Origin of the sequence: Comamonas halotolerans (assembly GCF_030162935.1) — a bacterium.
GTDB lineage: Bacteria > Pseudomonadota > Gammaproteobacteria > Burkholderiales > Burkholderiaceae_C > Comamonas > Comamonas halotolerans.
Genome location: NZ_JASAUZ010000023.1, coordinates 133,845 through 151,522, shown reverse-complemented (window position 1 = coordinate 151,522; position 17,678 = coordinate 133,845). Strand labels below are relative to the sequence as shown.

Here is a 17,678-nt window from a genome sequence, read left to right as displayed (position 1 = left end):
TTTTACATCCACGTCGAGGAAATATCCATGTCCCAACTGCACAAACGCACCGTGCTGAAGATGGTGGCGCTGTCGGCCATCACCGTTGCCACTCTCGCTGCTTGCGGTAAAAAGGAAGAAGCTGCACAGGCGCCAGCGGCACCTGCTGCTGAAGCACCAGCCAAAGCCGAGCCCTTGAAGGTCGGCTTTGTCTATGTCAGCCCCATCGGTGACGGTGGCTGGACTTTCCAGCACGAACTGGGGCGCAAGGCTGTGCAAGAGAAGTTTGGCGACAAGATCGAGACTTCCTTTGTGGAAAGCGTGGCAGAGGGGCCGGATTCTGAGCGTGTGATGCGTGATATGGCGGCACAGGGCAACAAGCTGATCTTCGCAACCAGCTTCGGCTATCAGGAATATGTGCAAAAGGTGGCGCCAGAGCTGAGTGGTGTGAACTTCCAGCACGCAACGGGCTACAAGCAAGCTGCCAATAGTGCCACTTACGATGCCAAGACCTTCGAAGGTGCGTACATGGCCGGTATCGTGGCTGGTGCGATGAGCAAGACCAAGACTGTGGGTGTTGTGGCTTCGGTGCCAATTCCGGAGGTGGTGCGCAATATCAACTCCTTTGTGCTGGGCGCCCAAAGCGTGGATCCTTCCATCAAGGCCAAGGTGGTGTGGGTGAATTCCTGGTTCAGCCCCCCACAAGAAGCTGAAGCGGCCAACAGCCTGATCAATGGTGGCGTGGATGTGATGTACCAGAACACGAACTCTCCGGCCGTGCTCAAGACCGCTGAAGAGCGTGGTGCCTATGCCTTTGGCAAGGATGGTGATATGAGCGCTTATGCGCCCAAGGCGCACCTGGGCTCTGCCGTGATCGACTGGACGCCTTACTACACCAAGGTGGTGCAGGATGCACTGGACGGCAAGGTGGAAAACGGTCAGAACTTCTGGTGGGGTGTCAAGGAAGGTGCAATGGATCTGGTCAAGATCTCGGACGAAGTGCCGCAAGAGATCAAGGACAAGGTCGAGCAAGTGCGCCAAGGCCTCAAGGATGGCAGCTTCCAGATCTGGAAGGGCCCTTTGAAAGACAATACCGGCAAGCAATTGCTGGCTGAAGGTGAAGTGGCAGACATGGCCTTCATCACCAGTATCAAGTTCTATGTGGATGGTGTCGAAGGCACCGTACCCGGCGCAAAGTAATTGCGTAAAGTCAGCGATGGAATAAACCCCGTCGCTGCGCAAGGCCTCCCGTGAGACGGAGGCCTTTTTGTTGCATAGCCAAATGGCGTGCGGTATACCGCTGCTGCGTGCGCAATGGCATACATCTTGCGGCAAGTGCTGTCCACAGCATTCCGAATGGAGGCTGGGTATGAATTTGCACCTACTGAAACTGCTGCGCTGGGATGATTGTTGTCAAAATTGCACTGGTTTTGTGCAACCATCACGCCATTTGGCAATGGTTGCAGCAAGCGCTGGCAAAAGCCGGATGCAGTGTTGCTGCAGTGGTTTGCTTATTTTCCGATCCTTAAGGATGACCCATGACTGATCTGAACAAACGTTCGATGTTCAAACTGGCTGCCGTATCGGCGCTGACCATCACTGCCCTGGCTGCATGTGGCAAAAAAGAAGAGCCTGTTGCTGCAGCACCTGCTCCTGCTGCTGAAGCTCCCGCAAAGGCTGAGCCCTTGAAGGTGGCTTTTGCCTATGTGGGCCCGGTGGGTGACGGTGGCTGGTCGTTCGCGCACGACACGGCACGTAAAAAAATCCAGGAAGAGTTCGGCGACAAGATCGTCACAACCTTCGTGGAAAGTGTGCCTGAAGGCCCCGATGCAGAGCGTGTACTTCGTGATCTGGCCAACCAGGGCAACAAGGTGATCTTCGGCACCACCTTCGGTTACATGGATACGCTGCAAAAGATTGCGCCTGAGTACAAGGATGTGAAGTTCAACCACGCGACCGGCTACAAGACCGCCGAGAACGTGCGCACCTATGACAGCCGTACTTACGAAGGTGCTTACATGGCGGGCATTATTGCTGGCGGCATGACCAAGTCCAACACCTTGGGCATCGTTGGTTCGGTGCCAATTCCTGAGGTGATTCGCAACATCAACTCCTTCACACTGGGCGCCCAGTCCGTGAACCCAAGCATCACCACCAAGGTGGTGTGGGTGAATGAATGGTTCAGCCCTCCCAAAGAGACCGAAGCAGCCACCAGCTTGATTAACGGTGGCGCGGATGTTCTGTTCCAGAATACAGACTCGCCTGCCGTGCTCAAGACAGCCGAAGAAAAGGGGGTCCGTGCTTTTGGCTGGGACTCGGACATGACTGCCTACGGTCCCAAGGCGCATCTGGGGTCGGCCATCATCAACTGGCAACCTTATTACTCCAAGACCATCAATGATGTGCTGAACAACAGCTGGCAAACAGGTAGTGCATGGTGGGGTGTAAAGGAAGGTGCCATTGACTTGGTCTCCGTTGCCGAAGACATTCCTGCGGAAGTCAAAGCCAAGATGGAAGAAGCCAAGGCCGGTTTGAAGGCTGGTACTTTGCAAATCTGGAAGGGGCCGCTGACTAGCAATGACGGCAAGGAAATTTTGGCCGATGGTGCCGTGGCAGATGATGCTTTCCTGAGCAGTATCAACTTCTACGTCAAGGGCGTGGAAGGCAAGGTGCCTGGCCAGTAAGTCAGTACCAACGAGCCACTAGATGGCTCGGATATTGCAAGGGCTGCCTGTGTGCAGCCCTTTTCTTTGGAAAGATAGCAGCCTCCGAATACAACAGCGACCGTAATCCCCATGATGGAAAAAAATCAATGGCACCCCGTAGCTTTGGCCTCCGATGTAGTTGCAAGCCCTGTCGGCGTGCGCTTGCTCGGTGAGGACTTGGTACTTTGGCGTGATGCACAAGGTGTCGCCAAGGCGTTTGTCGACCGCTGCCCGCACCGCGGAGCCCGCTTTTCGTTGGGGCGGGTGAATGAAGGTAACCTGGAGTGCCCCTATCACGGCTGGCAATTCTCCACCACTGGCCAGTGTGTGAAAGTACCGGCGGTGCCAGGTTTTACCCCCCCGCCACAGCACTGCGTGAAATCGTTCGGCGTGCAAGAAGCTTATGGCTTGATCTGGGTACAGCTTGAAAAGCCGGAAGGTGCGGACGTGGCCCTGCCCGTGTTCGAAGCCGAGAGCGACGAACGTCTGCGCAAGGTCAACTGCGGTCCTTACGACGTGCAGGCCAGTGCGCCGCGCATCATCGAGAACTTCCTCGACATGTCGCACTTTGGCTTTGTGCATGAAGGTTGGCTGGGCAGCCGTGATGCCACAGAGATGGCTCCCTACAATGTGGAGAGCACCGCTTTTGGGGTAAAAGCCACCAACTGCAAAGCCGTGCAGCCATTGTCGAACCTGCATTCCACCAAGCCTGCAGAAGTGCACTACACCTACGAAGTCACAGCGCCTTTTACTGCGCTGCTGAGCAAGGTTCCGGAGGAAGGTAGCAGCAAGGACGGCTGGCGCGAGTCGATTGGGCTGTTCATTTGCCCCGTGACACCGAGCACCAGTCGTGTGTGGTTCCGCTTGGCCGTCGCAGACTTCGAATCCAGCGATGACAAGCTGCAAGCTTTCCAGCACACTATCTTCACGCAAGACCAGCCGGTCCTGGAGTCGCAACAGCCAAAGGAACTGCCGCTGGATCCTCGTGCGGAACTGCACTCTTCGGCGGATCGCATGTCGTCTGCTTACCGACGCTATCTGAAAGCCAGTGGCGTCACTTTCGGAGTTTGTTGATGTTATGAGTTACGCCATTCCTCCTGCTGTTCAGCACATCACTGCAGCGCAACTGCCCGAGCTTTTGCGCACCATGCCCAAGGCAGAGCTGCATATGCACATCGAGGGTTCACTGGAGCCCGAGTTGATCTTTGCATTGGCAGCACGCAATGGGGTGAAGCTGAAATACAGCAGCGTGGAGGAATTGCGTAGCGCCTATGCTTTTACAGACCTGCAAAGCTTCCTGGATATCTACTACGCAGGTGCCAGCGTCCTGCTCCGGGAGCAGGACTTCTATGACATGACCATGGCTTATCTGGAACGCGCAGTGGCGGACCATGCAGTGCGTGCCGAGATCTTTTTTGATCCGCAGACACACACCGAGCGTGGTGTGCCTATGGCCACCATCATCCATGGTCTGTCACGGGCTTGCGCAGATGCGCAGGCCAAATGGGGAATCAGCAGTGCACTGATTCTGAATTTTCTGCGCCACTTGAGTGAAGAAGCCGCTTTTGCGACCCTGAAAGCCGCCTTGCCGTATCGCGCGCATTTCATTGGCATTGGGCTTGATAGCTCAGAGGTAGGCAACCCGCCCGAGAAGTTCCAGAACGTGTTTGCACGTTGCCGCGAACTGGGTTTTCATCTGGTGGCCCATGCGGGCGAAGAAGGGCCTCCCGACTATGTCTGGAGCGCGCTGAACCTCTTGCGCGTGGAGCGCATCGATCACGGTGTGCAGTCAGAAAAAGACCTGTCCTTGATGCAGCGTCTGGCACAGTCACGTATACCACTGACGGTGTGTCCATTGTCCAATCAAAAGCTATGTGTCTTTCCTGATCTGCGTGAGCACAACCTTCCGCGCCTGTTGCAGGCGGGGCTGAACGTTACTGTGAACTCCGACGACCCAGCCTATTTTGGTGGCTATATCAACGAGAACTATCAGCAAGTTTTTGCAGCAACTGGCATGGGGCCCAAGCAGGCTTACCAGCTGGCGCGCAACAGCCTGGAAGCCAGCTTTGTCAGCGATGCTCAAAAAAGCGCATGGGTCGAGCAGCTGGACGCCTGTTTTGAGCGGTTTGCACAAGCTGCGTGAGCCTTGGCGGGTGAGGCGCGCAGTACCTTGCCGACAAGGTACCTAAAGAGCTTGGGCTTTGTCGAAAAACTCCATCTCTGCATAAGGCTGAGCGCGGCATTTGCTGAGTCGGGATGCCAGGCTACCAACGTGTGCTTCCAGCTTGTGGCCGTCAGGATCCAGGAAATAGAAGGAGTCACCTTCGCTGCTATTGAGCTTCCATTCCAGCACGCCTTGCTCTCGCAGTTTGGATGCAAAGGCAGAAAAATCCTTCTGTGCGATCGAAAAAGCATAGTGTGTGTACTCGGGTAAGGGGTGCGCACCCCTCTTTTCGTCCATTGAGAGACATAACCATAAGTCGCCAAGCTCCAGGTAGGCGCCCGTTCTCCATTTCGCAGCAAGGTGAAAACCAAGCACGTCTCTGTAGAAAAGCACGCTTTGATCCAGGGACCGGACAGACAGGGTTAGGTGATTCATTCCTGTGAGCATTAATTCCTGCCCTCAATTCCAATAAATTCGTGCTGGAGAAGCTGACGCTAGAAAAGTCTGCAAAGTGTTTACCAGTATCAGCGAACAGGACTCACGAAATTGGAGAAGGGCTGAACTGAGCACCGAGGGATCAAGTTGCCAGCACCGCTGGGCGCGGCTAGGCGATGGATCGAAGCGCGGCTTGCAATTGCTCAGCATAGTCTTGCAGCAGATGCACAGCAGGTTCTTTGCGAGGCCATTCCAGCGCAACGCCGTCGCCTTCGTGCCGTGGCAACACATGCATGTGAAAGTGAAATACGGTCTGTCCACCGGCAGCGCCATTGGCCTGAAACAGAGTCAGCCCTTCAGGTGCAAATGCGGTGTGGGCGGCCTGAGCAATCCGCTGCGCTGTCTGCATGACGGCGGCGGCTTCTTCTGGCGTGAGGTCAAGCACTGTGACAGCATGGCGTTTGCTGGCCACCAGCACATGACCGGGGTTGACCTGGCCAATGTCCATAAAAGCGATGCTCAGCTCGTCTTCATAAACCTTGGCTGCGGGAATCTCTCCGTCCACGATCTTGCAAAAAATGCAGTGGCCGGGTGGCGATGTGTCAACAAACATGGGCACAGCAAAATCTCCTTGTAAAAGCTGCTGTCATCGTAGAAACACCAGGAGAGAAATGCCAGTGTGGTTAATCCTCAAATTCTGAAGGATGTGATTAGCCGCTAGAATGCGCCGCTTCATTCGTCGCATTGCTCCAGCGGCGGGCGAATTTGTCTTTCGGAGCCATGTAGAGGAAAACATCTACATTGGCTTACATCGGTTTGGACGACGTGATCCTCTTAACGTGTTGATTTGCTTGGTCGCAATGTCCAAGCTAGTCCAAGCCAATACAATCCCAATCTTTTTAAAACTGTCACCAAAACTGTCACAGAAATGTCTGGGCTCTTGCGGTGACAGTCTGCGCAGGGGTTGAGCATGGCTACTACACACGGGCAGATGTTTGCGGAGCTTGCCCTTGGTAAGTTTATGAGGTTGGCGAAAATTGCCCCCGCAGGGTCGCTGGAGGCGCGGCGCATGGCGGGTGATGTGGTGATGTTCTATTGGCGTTACACATTCAAGAATGTCAGTGCACGCGAGCCCATTGGTGTGTGGGATTCGCGTGCCAAGCCAAAGGATCTCAAGCCAACTGCACGGGGGTATTCAGTCGCTGCTGCGCAAGAGGTGGCTCGTGAAATGGCGGTGCTGCACTATGCCAACCTGGAGGCTGGTGGCTACGCGGCTGCTGTGGCTGCCCGTAAGGCTGAGGTGCAACGGGTCAAGCAGGAAAAGCAAAATCTCTCAAGCTTTACCCTGCAGGCGCTGCTGACAGACTATGCAGACTGGCTGCAGGCAAATGGCAAAGTGTCTGCCCGGAAGGTGTGTACGCAGTTCAAGTTGCATGTGTTTGACCCTTGGCCAGAGTTGGCCGCACTGCCTGCAAACGAGGTAACAGAAGAGCAAATTGCAGATGTTTTGCGTAAGATGATCGAGGTCGGCAAAGTCACCACGGCCTGGGGTTTGCGCAAAATGCTCCGGGCAGCTTTTCAGATGGCACGCGAGGCTAAAACGAATCCGGCAGTGCCGTTGAAATTCAAGGGCTATGCGCTGAAGTTCAACCCGGTCAATGACGTGAAAGTGGCTGGGGGAGGTGGGGCGGATATGAATCCGCTCACGGGTGAAGAAATGCGCGCCTACTGGCAGTCCATCAAGAACCTGGACACGAAAGCCGGGGCAGTGCTACGTCTGCACCTGTTGACTGGTGGCCAGCGGTTGGAACAGCTCAGGCTTTTAAAAACTGCCGATATTCATGCCGGGCACATCGTGCTATGGGATGGGAAGGGGAAGGTAGGAACCGCACCTCGGCAGCATCTTGTGCCCCTTATCCCCGAGGCCAAGCGTGCATTGGAATTGTGTAATCCGGTGGGTGAGTATGCGTTGAGTGTGAAAGCTGGTGAGCCGCTTGGAGATAACACTATCCGCCTCTGGTCGAAGAAACTCCCAGGAAATCAGGACTTCCAACCGAAGCGCGTGCGATCGGGTGTCGAAACGCTATTAGCAAGTCTTGGAGTTTCAAAAGAAATCCGTGGCCGCCTGCAAAGCCACGGAATCTCTGGGGTGCAAGATAGGCACTACAACGCCTATGAGTACATGAAGGAGAAAGAAGATGCGCTGCGCCTGCTTTTCCAGTACCTGGAAGGCAAGAACTAGTGCGTGCTCTCTTTGGGTAGGTTGTCGACCCATTCGGCAATCTCGGTCAGTTTCCAGGCGGTTTTTTGTGAGCCAACACGCACAGGCTTCGGAAATTTGTTTTTCTTGATCTGACCATAGATCCATGACTTGCTCATTTTGATGTGGGCGGCGACTTCTGTTGCGCTGAGCAACGTGATGCTGGTGTTTGCTTCGAATGTCATATTTTTTCAGGCGTTAAAAAGCTCCTTGCTGGCGGCTTAGGCTTGGTCTATCTGCAGCGGCTGGAAGCCCAGCCTTTGCAGCACACTCAAGGTCACATGCAACTCATCTTCTCTGTTACCCAATTCCCGAAAGCGGGGGCTGTTCCAGTCCCTGGCGGGAGTTGCCCTCAGCTCCACGCAGATTTGCTCCTTTTCTTCTTTCAACCGCCGAATCACTTCTGACAGAGAAGGTGCAGTGCAGTGCTTTTGGCTGGCTTCATGCGCTGTGTTTGCTTGTGTTTGCATTGCAATGTCTCCTGTGTCTTAAACGATGAGAGATTCCACGCGCTCTACGCGCAGCACACCCTTGCCGCTGGCGATGTGTGCCTGCGCTTCGGCATGGGTGGCATTGGCCGCCTTAACGCGGATCGTGGGCAGCAGCCCGGCGTCGGCCAAATCTTCCAGCGCCGTGGCGTCGGCGTTAACGGGAATCAGCGTGGCGCGATAGCTTTTGAGCGCCTGAATGTTGTGAAATCGTTGGTGCATGTCGTTTTCCTTGTTTCTGTTCTTGTTCATGGGTGTTGATGCAGCTGCGGCTGCTGTTTGGTCAGGGTTGCGAACATGGCTTGCAAATCCCTGGTCAGCGCTCCCGGCTTGCGGTTAGTCGATCTGTTGCGCTTTCGGTCGTAATCTGATCGGCAGGCTTTGCACTGACCACTCAGCCCGTCACAGTTGCCCGGTACGCGGTGAAAAAACTCCGCATCTGCAGGCCATGATTCGTTGCAGTCACAACAGACCTTTTCTGCAACTTCAACGGTGCTCATTGCGCGAACCCCTTTCTATGGATCGGCAACACCACCGCCGCAAGATCCAGCTGTGCCTGGGCTTCCAGCGCCTTGGCCGCATCGCGTTCGGCCCTGGCCTGGGCGCGGCGCATCTCTGCAAAGCGCTTGGCCAGATTGGTGCTGGCGGCGTTGGTGTACTTGAACCCGTGCGCCGGATTGACGGCGCTGCGGCTGGGTTCTGTGCGTTTCACGGGCATGGGTCACTCCTCCTGCGGGTTCAGGTTAGAAAAAAGGGATGGGGGAAGGGCCGATGGAGCGCCATTCGGCGTCCGTCCGGTGGGTCGGAACCGGCAGGCAGTCTTCAAATTCATGCCTTCCGCGTCCTAAAAGTGCTCTACGCAGTGCCCCTGTCAGGCGGGCTCTACAGTTATGGAAACCAGTCCAAGGTCGCGGCATAGCCGCTCGTGCCTCGCCTATGGCGAGGGAACGCCCGGAATCGCTATCTGTGCACAGTTCAGGGTCAAAGGTTTCAGTCTCAGCAGCCACCGGCGTCCACGCCATGCGGCGGCTAATCAGCCACTGACCACGGACGGTTTGCAGACCCACCACGCGGCCCACAGTCAGCTCCTCGCCGTACTGGTTGCATTCACCCTCGCGCAGTGGGCGGTGCGCCATGCGCAAGTGCCAGCCACCACGCCCACGGCAGTGGCCGCCCATGGCCTCCATGTACACGCGCCAGTTGGCTTGAATGTTGCCTTCACGGTGGCAAGCCACCCACGCGCGGTGCGTGGTCAGATCGCCATCGCGGTGCAAGCTGCGAATCTGGTCTTTGCCCACACGGCGCAACTCACGCCACACGCACACGCTGGGCATACCAATGGCCTGAAACTGCCGTATGCCCCAGGTGGATGCCCAGGCATCCACACGGCGGTGACCGGGCATATCGTTTTGTTCCACGTCCCACAACTGGCCTTGCACGACATCCAGGTGGTCTGCCAGTGCAGCGTGACCCACGCTCTTGGCGATGTACTTGGCCACATAACCCGCAGCGCCGCCGCTGGTCATGCGCTTGCAGTTCACTCTGTTCTTGAATGCGCCGGGCTCGTCACCGTCTTCTTGAAGCCACCACGCCTTCATGGCCAGCTCAACGTACTGCGCCTCCGCCTCGGTCTCTGCCCAAATCAGCATGTGCCAGTGGGGCGTGGCATCGTGGTGCGGCTCTACGACACGAATGCCATAAATATTGATGCCCTGTTTCTTCAGGTGTGCTCGCAAGCGTTTCCAACGTGTGCACAACCACCGCTGCGCATCACGCGGCGTGCTCACCCCGTCATAGCGCGGGTTGCGGCGCGGCCTGCCGCCAGCACCTACCGTCATGGCGTGGAATCTGCTGGGTGCGGTCTGGGTAAAAAACAGGCCCACATGGTTGCGGGCGTCTGCATACTCTTCCGCGCCACGAATGCGCGTCATCAGCTCGCCACCGCGAATGATGGGGTTTGAAGGGGACAACGCCACCAGTTCTGCCAGCGACCAAATCTGCCCCGCTTCGTTCTTGAACAGGCTGCGCTTCAACGCCTCCTGGTTGCCTTCCAGCTGCGCCTGCCGGCGGCGCACGGCCAAGTCACTGGCATAGCCACCCTGCATGCGGTTCACAATGCCCAGGCGCACAGCCCCGGCTTCCACCACACGGGCCACATGCTTGCGCAACAAGCGTCGCCACCACTTGGCATCCTGGCTGCGTTTTATGTCTGGCAAGCCCTGCAGCGGGCGGCTTTCCTGCACGCCCAGCATGCGCAACAACATGCGCACCGTGTCAATGCGCTGGGGCACACCGGCACCCTCGGCCACCATGGCAGCATCCAGCTCCTGCGCTTCCTCAGTGATGCGCTTTGCCATCTCGCAAATCTCGCCCGCCGTCAGGTTCCAGCTGCTGGCGCGGCCAAAGCGTTCATCAAACTCGGCAATCGCCTGCATGGCATCCCAGCTTTGCAGCCACAGTGGGGCCGGGTCGGGGTTGTGCAAATCCAGCTTGCCCAGCCCGCTTAGTTCAATGGGCTGGCGCCATTGCTCAGGCACGGCACGCAGCAACGCATCCAGCGCACGCTTGGCCATCCAGGGCGCGGGCTTGTAACGCTTCCACTCTTTCAGGGATGCGGTGGGCAGGCTACGTGCAGACTGCTTGATGGCTTGGGTAACAGGTTTGCGGGCCATTGCCATACCTCACAACCTGCTGCACAGGGCAGCCACCCGCGAGAAGGTGCGCCGGGCCGCTCTGATTTCCGATTTGATGGCCGCACGCTCTGGCGGCGTGAACTCTCGCCACGCACGGGCGGCCAGCGCGTCCAGGTCACCGTCAATGCCCGCAAGCATCATCAACATCACGCGCTGCTCGTGGCCAATGTGCGACCACTCTTTGCTCTCAGCGTCATGCCAGCGCCCGGCGCTGGCTTTTTGCAGCAGCCTGTCACGCAGAATGCGCAGTCGCTCACGCGCTTCTGGCACGGTCAAACTTTCAGCAGGCTTGTTCAAGTGCTTGGGCTTGATGGGCTTTAGCGTTTTCAGCGTCCTGCCCATGGCTTTCATCTGCTCGTGCAGGTCTTCAATGGGTGCTGTGGCACTCATAACTACACCTCCACGCGCACAGCGCAGGCAAACCATGCGTCGCCAAACTGCTGCTCCACCATGCGCAAGGCTTGACGGCAGTTCCTGGCCAGCACACGCATACGGCGGCGCGTGCGGCACTCATCAATATGGGTGATGCGGTACACGCTCATGCTGCAGCTCCAGGCTGTGCAGCGACTGCACAGACGGCATCAACAGCGGCCTGTACCTCGCAGGCGGTGGTTGCAGCAGCTTTCAAGGCATCTGCAAGGGCAATTGCAGCATCTGGCGTCAGTACCACTCCCAGGCTCACAACCCCACGAACACCCCCGCAAAGCTTCACCCCCGCTTTCACCCCTGCGGCCTCCGGGAAGTAGTAGCTGTATATGACGATGTCGGACTGCTGCTGATACCCGCAAAGCACGGAACCATGCTTTTTCCAGTGATCTTTCGTGGTGTCGATTGGGTTCGCCTGCATGGTGTGACCTCCGTTATTCAAGAAAAAAGGCGTAAGAAATCCCGCAGGGCCTGCAAACAGGCTCTGTGCATGGGGTTGTGAAGTGGGGTAGGGGTGCGCCTTACAGGCGCTGGGTGTTATCCGGGCTTGTCAAACAAGTTGCCGGTTTCCGGCTTGCGCCGCTCGGACAGCAAAGGCCGGTCTGATGTCTGTGCATAGTCCATCTGCGCTTTGATGACATCGCGGCGCATGTGCTTGGAGTTGGGCAGATTGATTGCCGGATCTGGCATAGCGCTTGGGGAAATGCGGCGGTTGATTTCCATCGTTGCGCCGTAAGTGCCTCCGCATTCCGCGTTGACGCAAAAGTAGTAATACTCACGGGTTAGCTTTGACATCTGGCGGCTGGTACGAATCAGGCAAGGAGAACCACAATCGGGACAGGGCACGCGCTGGTATTCGCGCACCATGCCCGGCAGGCTGGAGAACAAACCTTCTGCAGCGCTTTCGGTCTGGCAGGCATAAGGCTGATAGTCATCGACCTGGGCAGCAGCACCCGCCGCGATCTTTCGCCCACTGGCTGCCAAGCGCTCATGGGCCTGCAAGGCCGCATCGGCTGCATCTGGGGTAGAGGGGAAGGGGGTATTTATGAACATCAGTTCTGGCCCTACTCAGCGCAACGCACCACACCAGCACCGCATTCACCACCACCTGTGCGGGCGCAGTGGCAATGCATGCCCACCTCGCCCAGCGTGCCAATGGCATCAAAGTAGCGGCGGCTTATCAACACATAGCCTGCTGCGCCCACAATGGCATCCAGCTTGGAAACCGGCACACCTTGCTGGCCACTGAGCACACGGCTGACATTGCTGGCATCCCAGCCTGCAGCCTCAGCCACAGCGCTTTTGGGCTGGCTCAGGTTCTGGCGCAGTACGCGCTCAATCGTTCCAGTGCCGTGTGATGTGCGCATGTTCATATGGGTTCCTTCCGTGGGTGCTCAGTGCGCAACGCTGCGCAAAACAAATTGCGTGTGCTTGCGTGCGGTGCGGGGCAAGATGCAATGCATGACGCAATCAGCCACCATTCACAGCAGCTTGCGCTGCATACGCTTTCAAGCCCAGGCCAATCAGCTTGCGCACTGTGGTGGTGTATTTGCGGCCTTCGGCCACGGCGATCTGGCGCACCTGGGCGGCGTCAAGGGGATCAACGCGCAGATACAGGATTTCATCAACCGTCCGGCGGTGCTTGGGTGCGGGTTGTGGCTTGGTCATAATGTGTTTGTTAAGAGTTTTGGAATTGTTGAAAGTGGGTACCAGTGCTCTCCAATGCTTGAGCGTTACGCAGGTGCTGCATGCGCCTTCGGTGCAAGACGTTGGCTGATGCACAGTTACCGAGACTCGGAAGCCGGATAGATATTGAGGAAAGACCATGAAGAAACCAGTCGTTGGGCAAGTGCTTGCAACTCGCAACGGTGAGCAGTTCCTCGTAGAGGATGTGTTTTCCACCTTCAACCCCGACGACGAAGGTGCCTCCCCCGATGACTTTGCGGTGCAACTGGCTCCAGTTAAAGGGCTCCACGCCGTCCAATCGGATTGGGAAATGGACGCCCTGTTTCACGACGAGTTCGAAGAATGGTGCAAGCGCAATGGCGTCAGCTATTGAAAAAGCATGGGGTTGCAGTCTTGCGCTCCAGACCATTTGCTCACTGCCTGGGCGCATGCACAGGTAATGGGGCTTGTGCGGATGTCCGATGAAGTCACGGCCAATGCGAACGTGTGCAGGCATCGGATTGATTGGCGCGGCAGTGGGCTTACGTGGTGTGTTCATGGCTCTCACTCGTTAAGAAGTGAGTGAATTCTGTTATGCAATTGCATAACTGTCATGAAAAAGTATGGAATTAGATAACTTTTCATCGCGCTTACGGGAAGAGCGAACACGATTGGGGCTTAGTCAAGAGGCCTTGGCTGAGGCTGGTGGCGTAAAAAAGTTGGCCCAGCACAAGTACGAAAAGGGCGAGAACAGCCCATCTGCTGCATATCTGCAGGCCATTGCTACTGTTGGAGTTGATCCAGGGTACTTATTAACTGGGAAGCGAAGCACGCTCATTCCACCTGTGAAGGATCGGAATCTTTCCGGTGCAGTACCAGCGCCAGCGAGTGACAGTGATGCGATCTATGTTCCGCTGTATAGCTCGACAGGCAGCATGGGCCCTGGCAATGAGCTGGTGACCGAGGACGTGATTCTTGGTGATGTGCCGCTGTCCAGAACCTGGATTTCCAACAACCTGCCGCGATGCAGACCTACCGCTTTGAAGATGGTGCACGCCTACGGCGACAGCATGCATGGCACGCTGGAATCCGGTGACTTTGCGCTGGTGGACACTGACGTACAAAGTGTGGAGATTGACGGTGTCTATGTGTTGCAAGCACACAACCGTCTGTTCATCAAACGTGTGCGCCAGCGCATGGATGGCTGCTACGAGGTGAGCAGCGACAACCCCGCCATCAAGCAAACCGATATCCTTAGCGGCAAACACGAGGTACAAGTCTGCGGGCGTGTGGTGTACGGGTGGAATGGGCGGAGGTTTTAAAGAAAGCAGCCGCTGAGTCAGGAATTACAAGATTTCAAATTACCCACAGAGATGGGGTCGGAGAGGGCGTTGTTATGAAGAAATTGCTGAAATGGATCGTTTTGTGCTTTCTTGGTTTGATGGTAATTGGCGCGATTATTGAATCCACCAAGTCGCCAGAGGAAAAGGCTGCAGATCAAGCTGCTCGGGAACAACGTGCCGCTGCAGATCAGGCTGCAAGGGATCAACGTGCTGCTGAAGAAGCATTGGCTAAAGCTGCGCAAGCCAAGCTGGAAGCCGACAGTTTGCCCACCGTGACAGCTTCTGATCTTGTTAAAGCATATGACGCCAATACGGTGGCAGCAGATCAAAAATACAAGGGAAAGAAGTTCAAGGTCAGCGGCACGGTAAGTGACATCAACACCGACATCATGGGCGATCCATACCTTGTGTTGCACTCCAGCGGCAACAGCTTTAATGCTCCACATTTCAGTTTCGATAAAGCTGCTGCCTCGCTGCTTGCCAACATCTCTAAGGGCAGCAAGGTAACGCTGATTTGCACTGGCAAGGGCGACATTGTCAAGACTCCAATGGCTGGCGATTGCTCATTGCTGTGATTGTTGAGTACACACACCCTGCATTTAGGGCGTGTGAATGGATTGACACCATCTACGCGCTGTAACTGCCTGTTCATCAAACGAGTGCGCCAGCGCATGGATGGCTGCTACGAGGTGAGCAGTTACAACCCCGCCATCAAGCAAACCGATATCCTCAGCGGCAAACACGAGGTACACGTCTGCGGGCGTGTGGTGTATGGGTGGAATGGGAGAAGATTCGAGCGTCAAAGTGCCCAGAACGAGTACTGCTCTATTGAGAGCCATAGTCATGTTCTGCACATTGGTTCAATGTGTATTTCATATCTATGCTGCGAGCTAGTCATGCCCAGGGAAAAAGGGCGGGGGTGCATTGCGCGGGTGAGTAGTTTGTATGCAATGACGGCTCGATGAGTGGCTCCAAGGGCGGTAGTTCCAGCCGCTGTCTAGGCCTGATGCTTCCATGCTGCGAGTGGTAACTGCAGTTGCTGCCGTGGAAATATCTGCACCGGGTCGCGTAGTGGGTGGCATTGCTATTCGGATTCGGGGCGGAAGAGTTATGTGTAGCGATGAGTGAATTTTTTTTCAACTTAATGCCTTTCATTAAATAAAATATAAAGGGGAACCTTGTGAGTCGTTGGATTGATGCAGCTAAAAATAATAAATTTCAAACGGTATGGAATCAGCTTTTAAATGCATTAAATGATGTAGACATTAATGATAGTTCACCGCCTTCTGCCATTTATGAATTCGCAAGACTTAGAAAAATTCTGACTTTGATTGATAATGTAATTAAAAAATCTGACCCTGAACTCTTCCCTGTAGCAATTTATGAAAAATTGCATCAACTGACAAAAACTTGTTTTGATCAAGTTACTGCGTACAACGGTAATAAAAATGCTGGTAATTTGACTGGTGCAAATTCTAGTGCAGACAGCCTATTTTTATTAGTACGACCATACATATTGGTGCCGGATCAGGAAATTGATGCTTTTAGCAGCGCGGTTGAAGCTTACTCAAGTAGTGTTACTAAATATATTAAAAATTTTGTGCATAGTGCGAAAGAAGCACAGTCTGCTCTATCCATTGCTAATGATGAGGCGATAGCACAGAAGAAGCGAATTGATGATATTGAAGCTAGGGTTAAAAGCTTTGATGATTATATTTTTTCTGTGAATAATGAAAATAAATCAACTGAAATTCGTATTAGAAATATGGTCGAAAAGATTACGAATGACCAGAAGGCTGTCAGTGACTACTATGAAAAAATTTTTAATGGTCCTGAATCTACGTCGCAGATTATTTCAGGATACGAAAGAGATATAAGAAAGTTACGAGATAAGTTAAATGCTTTGACAGAGTCAGCGACAAATGAACATGAGGATCTCAAAAACTTCTATCATAGAATTTTCGGTCGGCCTGATACGGGAGGTGTCGAAGCCGAGCACAAGGGTCTTAAGCATGAGCTAGATGAGAGGCTTGAACAACTCAGAACTTACGAAGAAGCTCATAACGTGCGTCACAATGCAATGTTTCAAAAAGTGGAGTCGCTTTTACCAGGGGCAACTAGTGCTGGTCTGGCGACAGCGTATAAAGTGTTAAAAGACTCATTCGATAAACGTATTAGTAATTACACGAAAGCGTTTTACGGAGCACTGGTTTTTTTGCTGATCTCTGGACTATTTATGATAATTGACTACACAAGTAATCCTTTCAAGGTCGAGCTGGTAAAGCCCCATGATTGGCAGGAGATGTTGAAAACACTTTTGGTACGTGCACCAGTGGTAATTCCTGTTGTTTGGTTTGCAGTATTTTCTGCTACTCGCAGAAGCCAGTATGAGCGACTGCAGCAAGAGTATGCCCATAAAGAAGCGCTCGCTTCTTCGTATGAAGGTTACAAGAAACAGCTTCAGGATTTGAGGGTTGATGCAGAAGAATTACAAAAGGAGCTTATTGCCAAATCGATCAATGCTATTGCTTACAACGCTTCAACAACTTTGGATGGTAAGCATACTGAAAAGCCACCTGTTCTTCAGTTCTTTGAAAAACTCAACGCTGATGAACTTAAAAAGCTGCTTGAGATTTTACGCAGTAAGTGAAAATAAAAAAATATATCGAAAGAAAATATGAGTAATGCAGATGTTGTTGATGGAATAGGTTCAATCCCTAGTTCAATTCCTATATTTGGAGGAGTATTTGTAGCAGGCATTATTTTTATTTGTCTTTGTGTTTGTATCTACAGGGCTAAATCTATTAACTTCCTTTTGGATAGAGTGTGGATATTTTTTGGCGGCAAGCTGGAATTCAATGACAAAGAACTGAATAATGAGTGGGATACTATTAGAGATTTAGAATTGTTTAGATATAGATATAGGTTTGATGTGGAAACCATTGATCACGTTAAATCGCTAAGATATTGGCTTTACTCTAATAATGTAAACTTTCTTGAGCTTCGCAAGATATCAAATCTATTTGATGTACGGCTTGTTAGGATAAAAAAAAGTAGTTTCAAGTCGGATATTATTATTAATATACTTCTTATTTTTGCTCTTGTAATGGCTATTGTTCTTTCCAATTTTTTTCTAAACACAGAAGATGCAAAATTCGTTGTTGTTGAAACAGAGCAAAATTTTCATTTTGATGGTAAAAAGCTATCTATTTATGATGAAATACTTAGCCGCAGACAATGCGATAAAGTGACCGCTGGCGCATATCCAGAGCCAGACAATGCTGATGAGAATAAGTTATTCAATAAATACATCGCTTGCGGCATATTTAGCATCGAAGGTAAAAAATTCTATAAAAATACGGTAAATAAATCAAAAAAATTCGCTGCTGCTATTTCAATTACCTGTTTGTTGATAATTATGGTTTTTATGTCTCAGGTAAATAAATATTTTATTGCTTGCGAGATTAACAAAAGAATTGAAGAAAATAAGAATACAGAAAATATTAATCAATGAGTTGTC

At 53.5% G+C, this 17,678-nt stretch carries 25 protein-coding genes; 10 read left to right on the top strand and 15 right to left on the bottom strand.

Going from position 1 to position 17,678, the window contains the following annotated elements:
- The first annotated feature begins 27 nt into the window (after nt 1-27).
- The 4 genes from QEP11_RS11285 (at nt 28) to QEP11_RS11270 (ending at nt 4,827) form a co-directional block, all read left to right on the top strand.
- On the top strand, nt 28-1,179 hold the full coding sequence (locus QEP11_RS11285; protein ID WP_284336751.1) for a BMP family ABC transporter substrate-binding protein: 1,152 nt from the start codon (nt 28-30) through the stop codon (nt 1,177-1,179).
- 338 nt (nt 1,180-1,517) lie between these two features.
- The gene (locus QEP11_RS11280) at nt 1,518-2,663 is read left to right on the top strand and encodes a BMP family ABC transporter substrate-binding protein (RefSeq protein ID WP_284336750.1); all 1,146 of its coding nucleotides are present in this window, start codon (nt 1,518-1,520) and stop codon (nt 2,661-2,663) included.
- 111 nt (nt 2,664-2,774) lie between these two features.
- Nucleotides 2,775-3,758 (top strand): aromatic ring-hydroxylating dioxygenase subunit alpha, encoded by a 984-nt coding sequence (locus tag QEP11_RS11275; RefSeq protein WP_284336749.1) that lies wholly within the window; start codon nt 2,775-2,777, stop codon nt 3,756-3,758.
- 4 nt (nt 3,759-3,762) lie between these two features.
- Entirely contained in the window at nt 3,763-4,827 is a 1,065-nt protein-coding gene (locus tag QEP11_RS11270) for an adenosine deaminase (RefSeq protein ID WP_284336748.1), read from the top strand.
- A 42-nt stretch (nt 4,828-4,869) separates the two neighbouring features.
- On the opposite strand, the gene fos is transcribed toward QEP11_RS11270, so the two are convergent.
- Together fos and QEP11_RS11260 are read right to left on the bottom strand one after the other, a co-directional pair.
- Nucleotides 4,870-5,295 carry a fosfomycin resistance glutathione transferase gene (gene fos, locus QEP11_RS11265; protein WP_284336747.1) on the bottom strand — a complete coding sequence of 142 codons (426 nt, stop codon included), beginning with the start codon at nt 5,293-5,295 and terminating at the stop codon, nt 4,870-4,872.
- A gap of 157 nt (nt 5,296-5,452) precedes the next feature.
- Entirely contained in the window at nt 5,453-5,902 is a 450-nt protein-coding gene (locus QEP11_RS11260) for an HIT family protein (protein ID WP_284336746.1), read from the bottom strand.
- Between the two features lie 372 nt (nt 5,903-6,274).
- On the opposite strand from QEP11_RS11260, the gene QEP11_RS11255 reads away from it, so the two are divergent.
- On the top strand, nt 6,275-7,525 hold the full coding sequence (locus QEP11_RS11255) for a tyrosine-type recombinase/integrase (protein ID WP_284336745.1): 1,251 nt from the start codon (nt 6,275-6,277) through the stop codon (nt 7,523-7,525).
- On the opposite strand, the gene QEP11_RS11250 is transcribed toward QEP11_RS11255, so the two are convergent.
- The 12 genes from QEP11_RS11250 to QEP11_RS11195 all read right to left on the bottom strand — a co-directional run bounded on the left by QEP11_RS11250 (nt 7,522) and on the right by QEP11_RS11195 (nt 12,818).
- Nucleotides 7,522-7,728 carry a helix-turn-helix transcriptional regulator gene (locus tag QEP11_RS11250; RefSeq protein ID WP_284336744.1) on the bottom strand — a complete coding sequence of 69 codons (207 nt, stop codon included), beginning with the start codon at nt 7,726-7,728 and terminating at the stop codon, nt 7,522-7,524. The two genes, QEP11_RS11255 and QEP11_RS11250, sit on opposite strands and share 4 nt — an antisense overlap.
- Nucleotides 7,729-7,764: 36 nt before the next feature.
- Complete coding sequence (locus QEP11_RS11245) at nt 7,765-8,013, bottom strand: hypothetical protein (protein WP_284336743.1); 249 nt, start codon at nt 8,011-8,013, stop codon at nt 7,765-7,767.
- Nucleotides 8,014-8,031: 18 nt separating this feature from the next.
- Nucleotides 8,032-8,253, bottom strand: a complete 222-nt coding sequence (locus QEP11_RS11240) for a hypothetical protein (protein ID WP_284336742.1) — start codon at nt 8,251-8,253, stop codon at nt 8,032-8,034.
- Between the two features lie 26 nt (nt 8,254-8,279).
- Entirely contained in the window at nt 8,280-8,531 is a 252-nt protein-coding gene (locus tag QEP11_RS11235) for a hypothetical protein (protein ID WP_284336741.1), read from the bottom strand.
- Nucleotides 8,528-8,749 (bottom strand): hypothetical protein, encoded by a 222-nt coding sequence (locus tag QEP11_RS11230; protein WP_284336740.1) that lies wholly within the window; start codon nt 8,747-8,749, stop codon nt 8,528-8,530. Before QEP11_RS11230 ends, QEP11_RS11235 begins: the two co-directional genes overlap by 4 nt.
- 25 nt (nt 8,750-8,774) lie before the next feature.
- Nucleotides 8,775-10,703, bottom strand: coding sequence for a replication endonuclease (locus QEP11_RS11225; protein ID WP_284336739.1), 1,929 nt, complete (start codon nt 10,701-10,703; stop codon nt 8,775-8,777).
- A 9-nt stretch (nt 10,704-10,712) separates the two neighbouring features.
- Nucleotides 10,713-11,114 carry a hypothetical protein gene (locus QEP11_RS11220; RefSeq protein WP_284336738.1) on the bottom strand — a complete coding sequence of 134 codons (402 nt, stop codon included), beginning with the start codon at nt 11,112-11,114 and terminating at the stop codon, nt 10,713-10,715.
- A gap of 2 nt (nt 11,115-11,116) precedes the next feature.
- The gene (locus QEP11_RS11215; protein WP_284336737.1) at nt 11,117-11,266 is read right to left on the bottom strand and encodes a hypothetical protein; all 150 of its coding nucleotides are present in this window, start codon (nt 11,264-11,266) and stop codon (nt 11,117-11,119) included.
- Complete coding sequence (locus QEP11_RS11210; RefSeq protein ID WP_284336736.1) at nt 11,263-11,571, bottom strand: hypothetical protein; 309 nt, start codon at nt 11,569-11,571, stop codon at nt 11,263-11,265. Before QEP11_RS11210 ends, QEP11_RS11215 begins: the two co-directional genes overlap by 4 nt.
- Before the next feature lie 116 nt (nt 11,572-11,687).
- Entirely contained in the window at nt 11,688-12,203 is a 516-nt protein-coding gene (locus QEP11_RS11205; protein WP_284336735.1) for an Ogr/Delta-like zinc finger protein, read from the bottom strand.
- Between the two features lie 11 nt (nt 12,204-12,214).
- The gene (locus QEP11_RS11200; RefSeq protein ID WP_284336734.1) at nt 12,215-12,523 is read right to left on the bottom strand and encodes a helix-turn-helix domain-containing protein; all 309 of its coding nucleotides are present in this window, start codon (nt 12,521-12,523) and stop codon (nt 12,215-12,217) included.
- A 97-nt stretch (nt 12,524-12,620) separates the two neighbouring features.
- A complete protein-coding gene (locus tag QEP11_RS11195) occupies nt 12,621-12,818 on the bottom strand; it encodes a hypothetical protein (RefSeq protein ID WP_284336733.1) in 198 nt (65 codons plus the stop codon).
- A gap of 157 nt (nt 12,819-12,975) precedes the next feature.
- Between QEP11_RS11195 and QEP11_RS11190 the strand changes: the two genes are divergently transcribed.
- The 3 genes from QEP11_RS11190 to QEP11_RS11180 all read left to right on the top strand — a co-directional run bounded on the left by QEP11_RS11190 (nt 12,976) and on the right by QEP11_RS11180 (nt 14,733).
- Nucleotides 12,976-13,209: a hypothetical protein gene (locus tag QEP11_RS11190; protein WP_284336732.1), complete on the top strand. Its 234-nt coding sequence runs from the start codon at nt 12,976-12,978 to the stop codon at nt 13,207-13,209.
- Between the two features lie 229 nt (nt 13,210-13,438).
- Nucleotides 13,439-14,137, top strand: a complete 699-nt coding sequence (locus QEP11_RS11185) for an XRE family transcriptional regulator (protein WP_284336731.1) — start codon at nt 13,439-13,441, stop codon at nt 14,135-14,137.
- Nucleotides 14,116-14,733: an OB-fold protein gene (locus tag QEP11_RS11180; protein WP_284336730.1), complete on the top strand. Its 618-nt coding sequence runs from the start codon at nt 14,116-14,118 to the stop codon at nt 14,731-14,733. The genes QEP11_RS11185 and QEP11_RS11180 overlap by 22 nt, the downstream gene beginning before the upstream one ends.
- Before the next feature lie 24 nt (nt 14,734-14,757).
- Here QEP11_RS11180 and QEP11_RS11175 read toward each other — a convergent pair whose 3' ends face one another.
- Nucleotides 14,758-15,003, bottom strand: a complete 246-nt coding sequence (locus tag QEP11_RS11175; protein ID WP_284336729.1) for a hypothetical protein — start codon at nt 15,001-15,003, stop codon at nt 14,758-14,760.
- A gap of 335 nt (nt 15,004-15,338) precedes the next feature.
- Here QEP11_RS11175 and QEP11_RS11170 point away from each other — a divergent pair, with 335 nt between their 5' ends.
- Together QEP11_RS11170 and QEP11_RS11165 are read left to right on the top strand one after the other, a co-directional pair.
- Complete coding sequence (locus QEP11_RS11170; RefSeq protein ID WP_284336728.1) at nt 15,339-16,808, top strand: hypothetical protein; 1,470 nt, start codon at nt 15,339-15,341, stop codon at nt 16,806-16,808.
- 27 nt (nt 16,809-16,835) lie between these two features.
- The gene (locus QEP11_RS11165) at nt 16,836-17,672 is read left to right on the top strand and encodes a DUF6216 family protein (protein WP_284336727.1); all 837 of its coding nucleotides are present in this window, start codon (nt 16,836-16,838) and stop codon (nt 17,670-17,672) included.
- Nucleotides 17,673-17,678 lie beyond the last annotated feature (6 nt).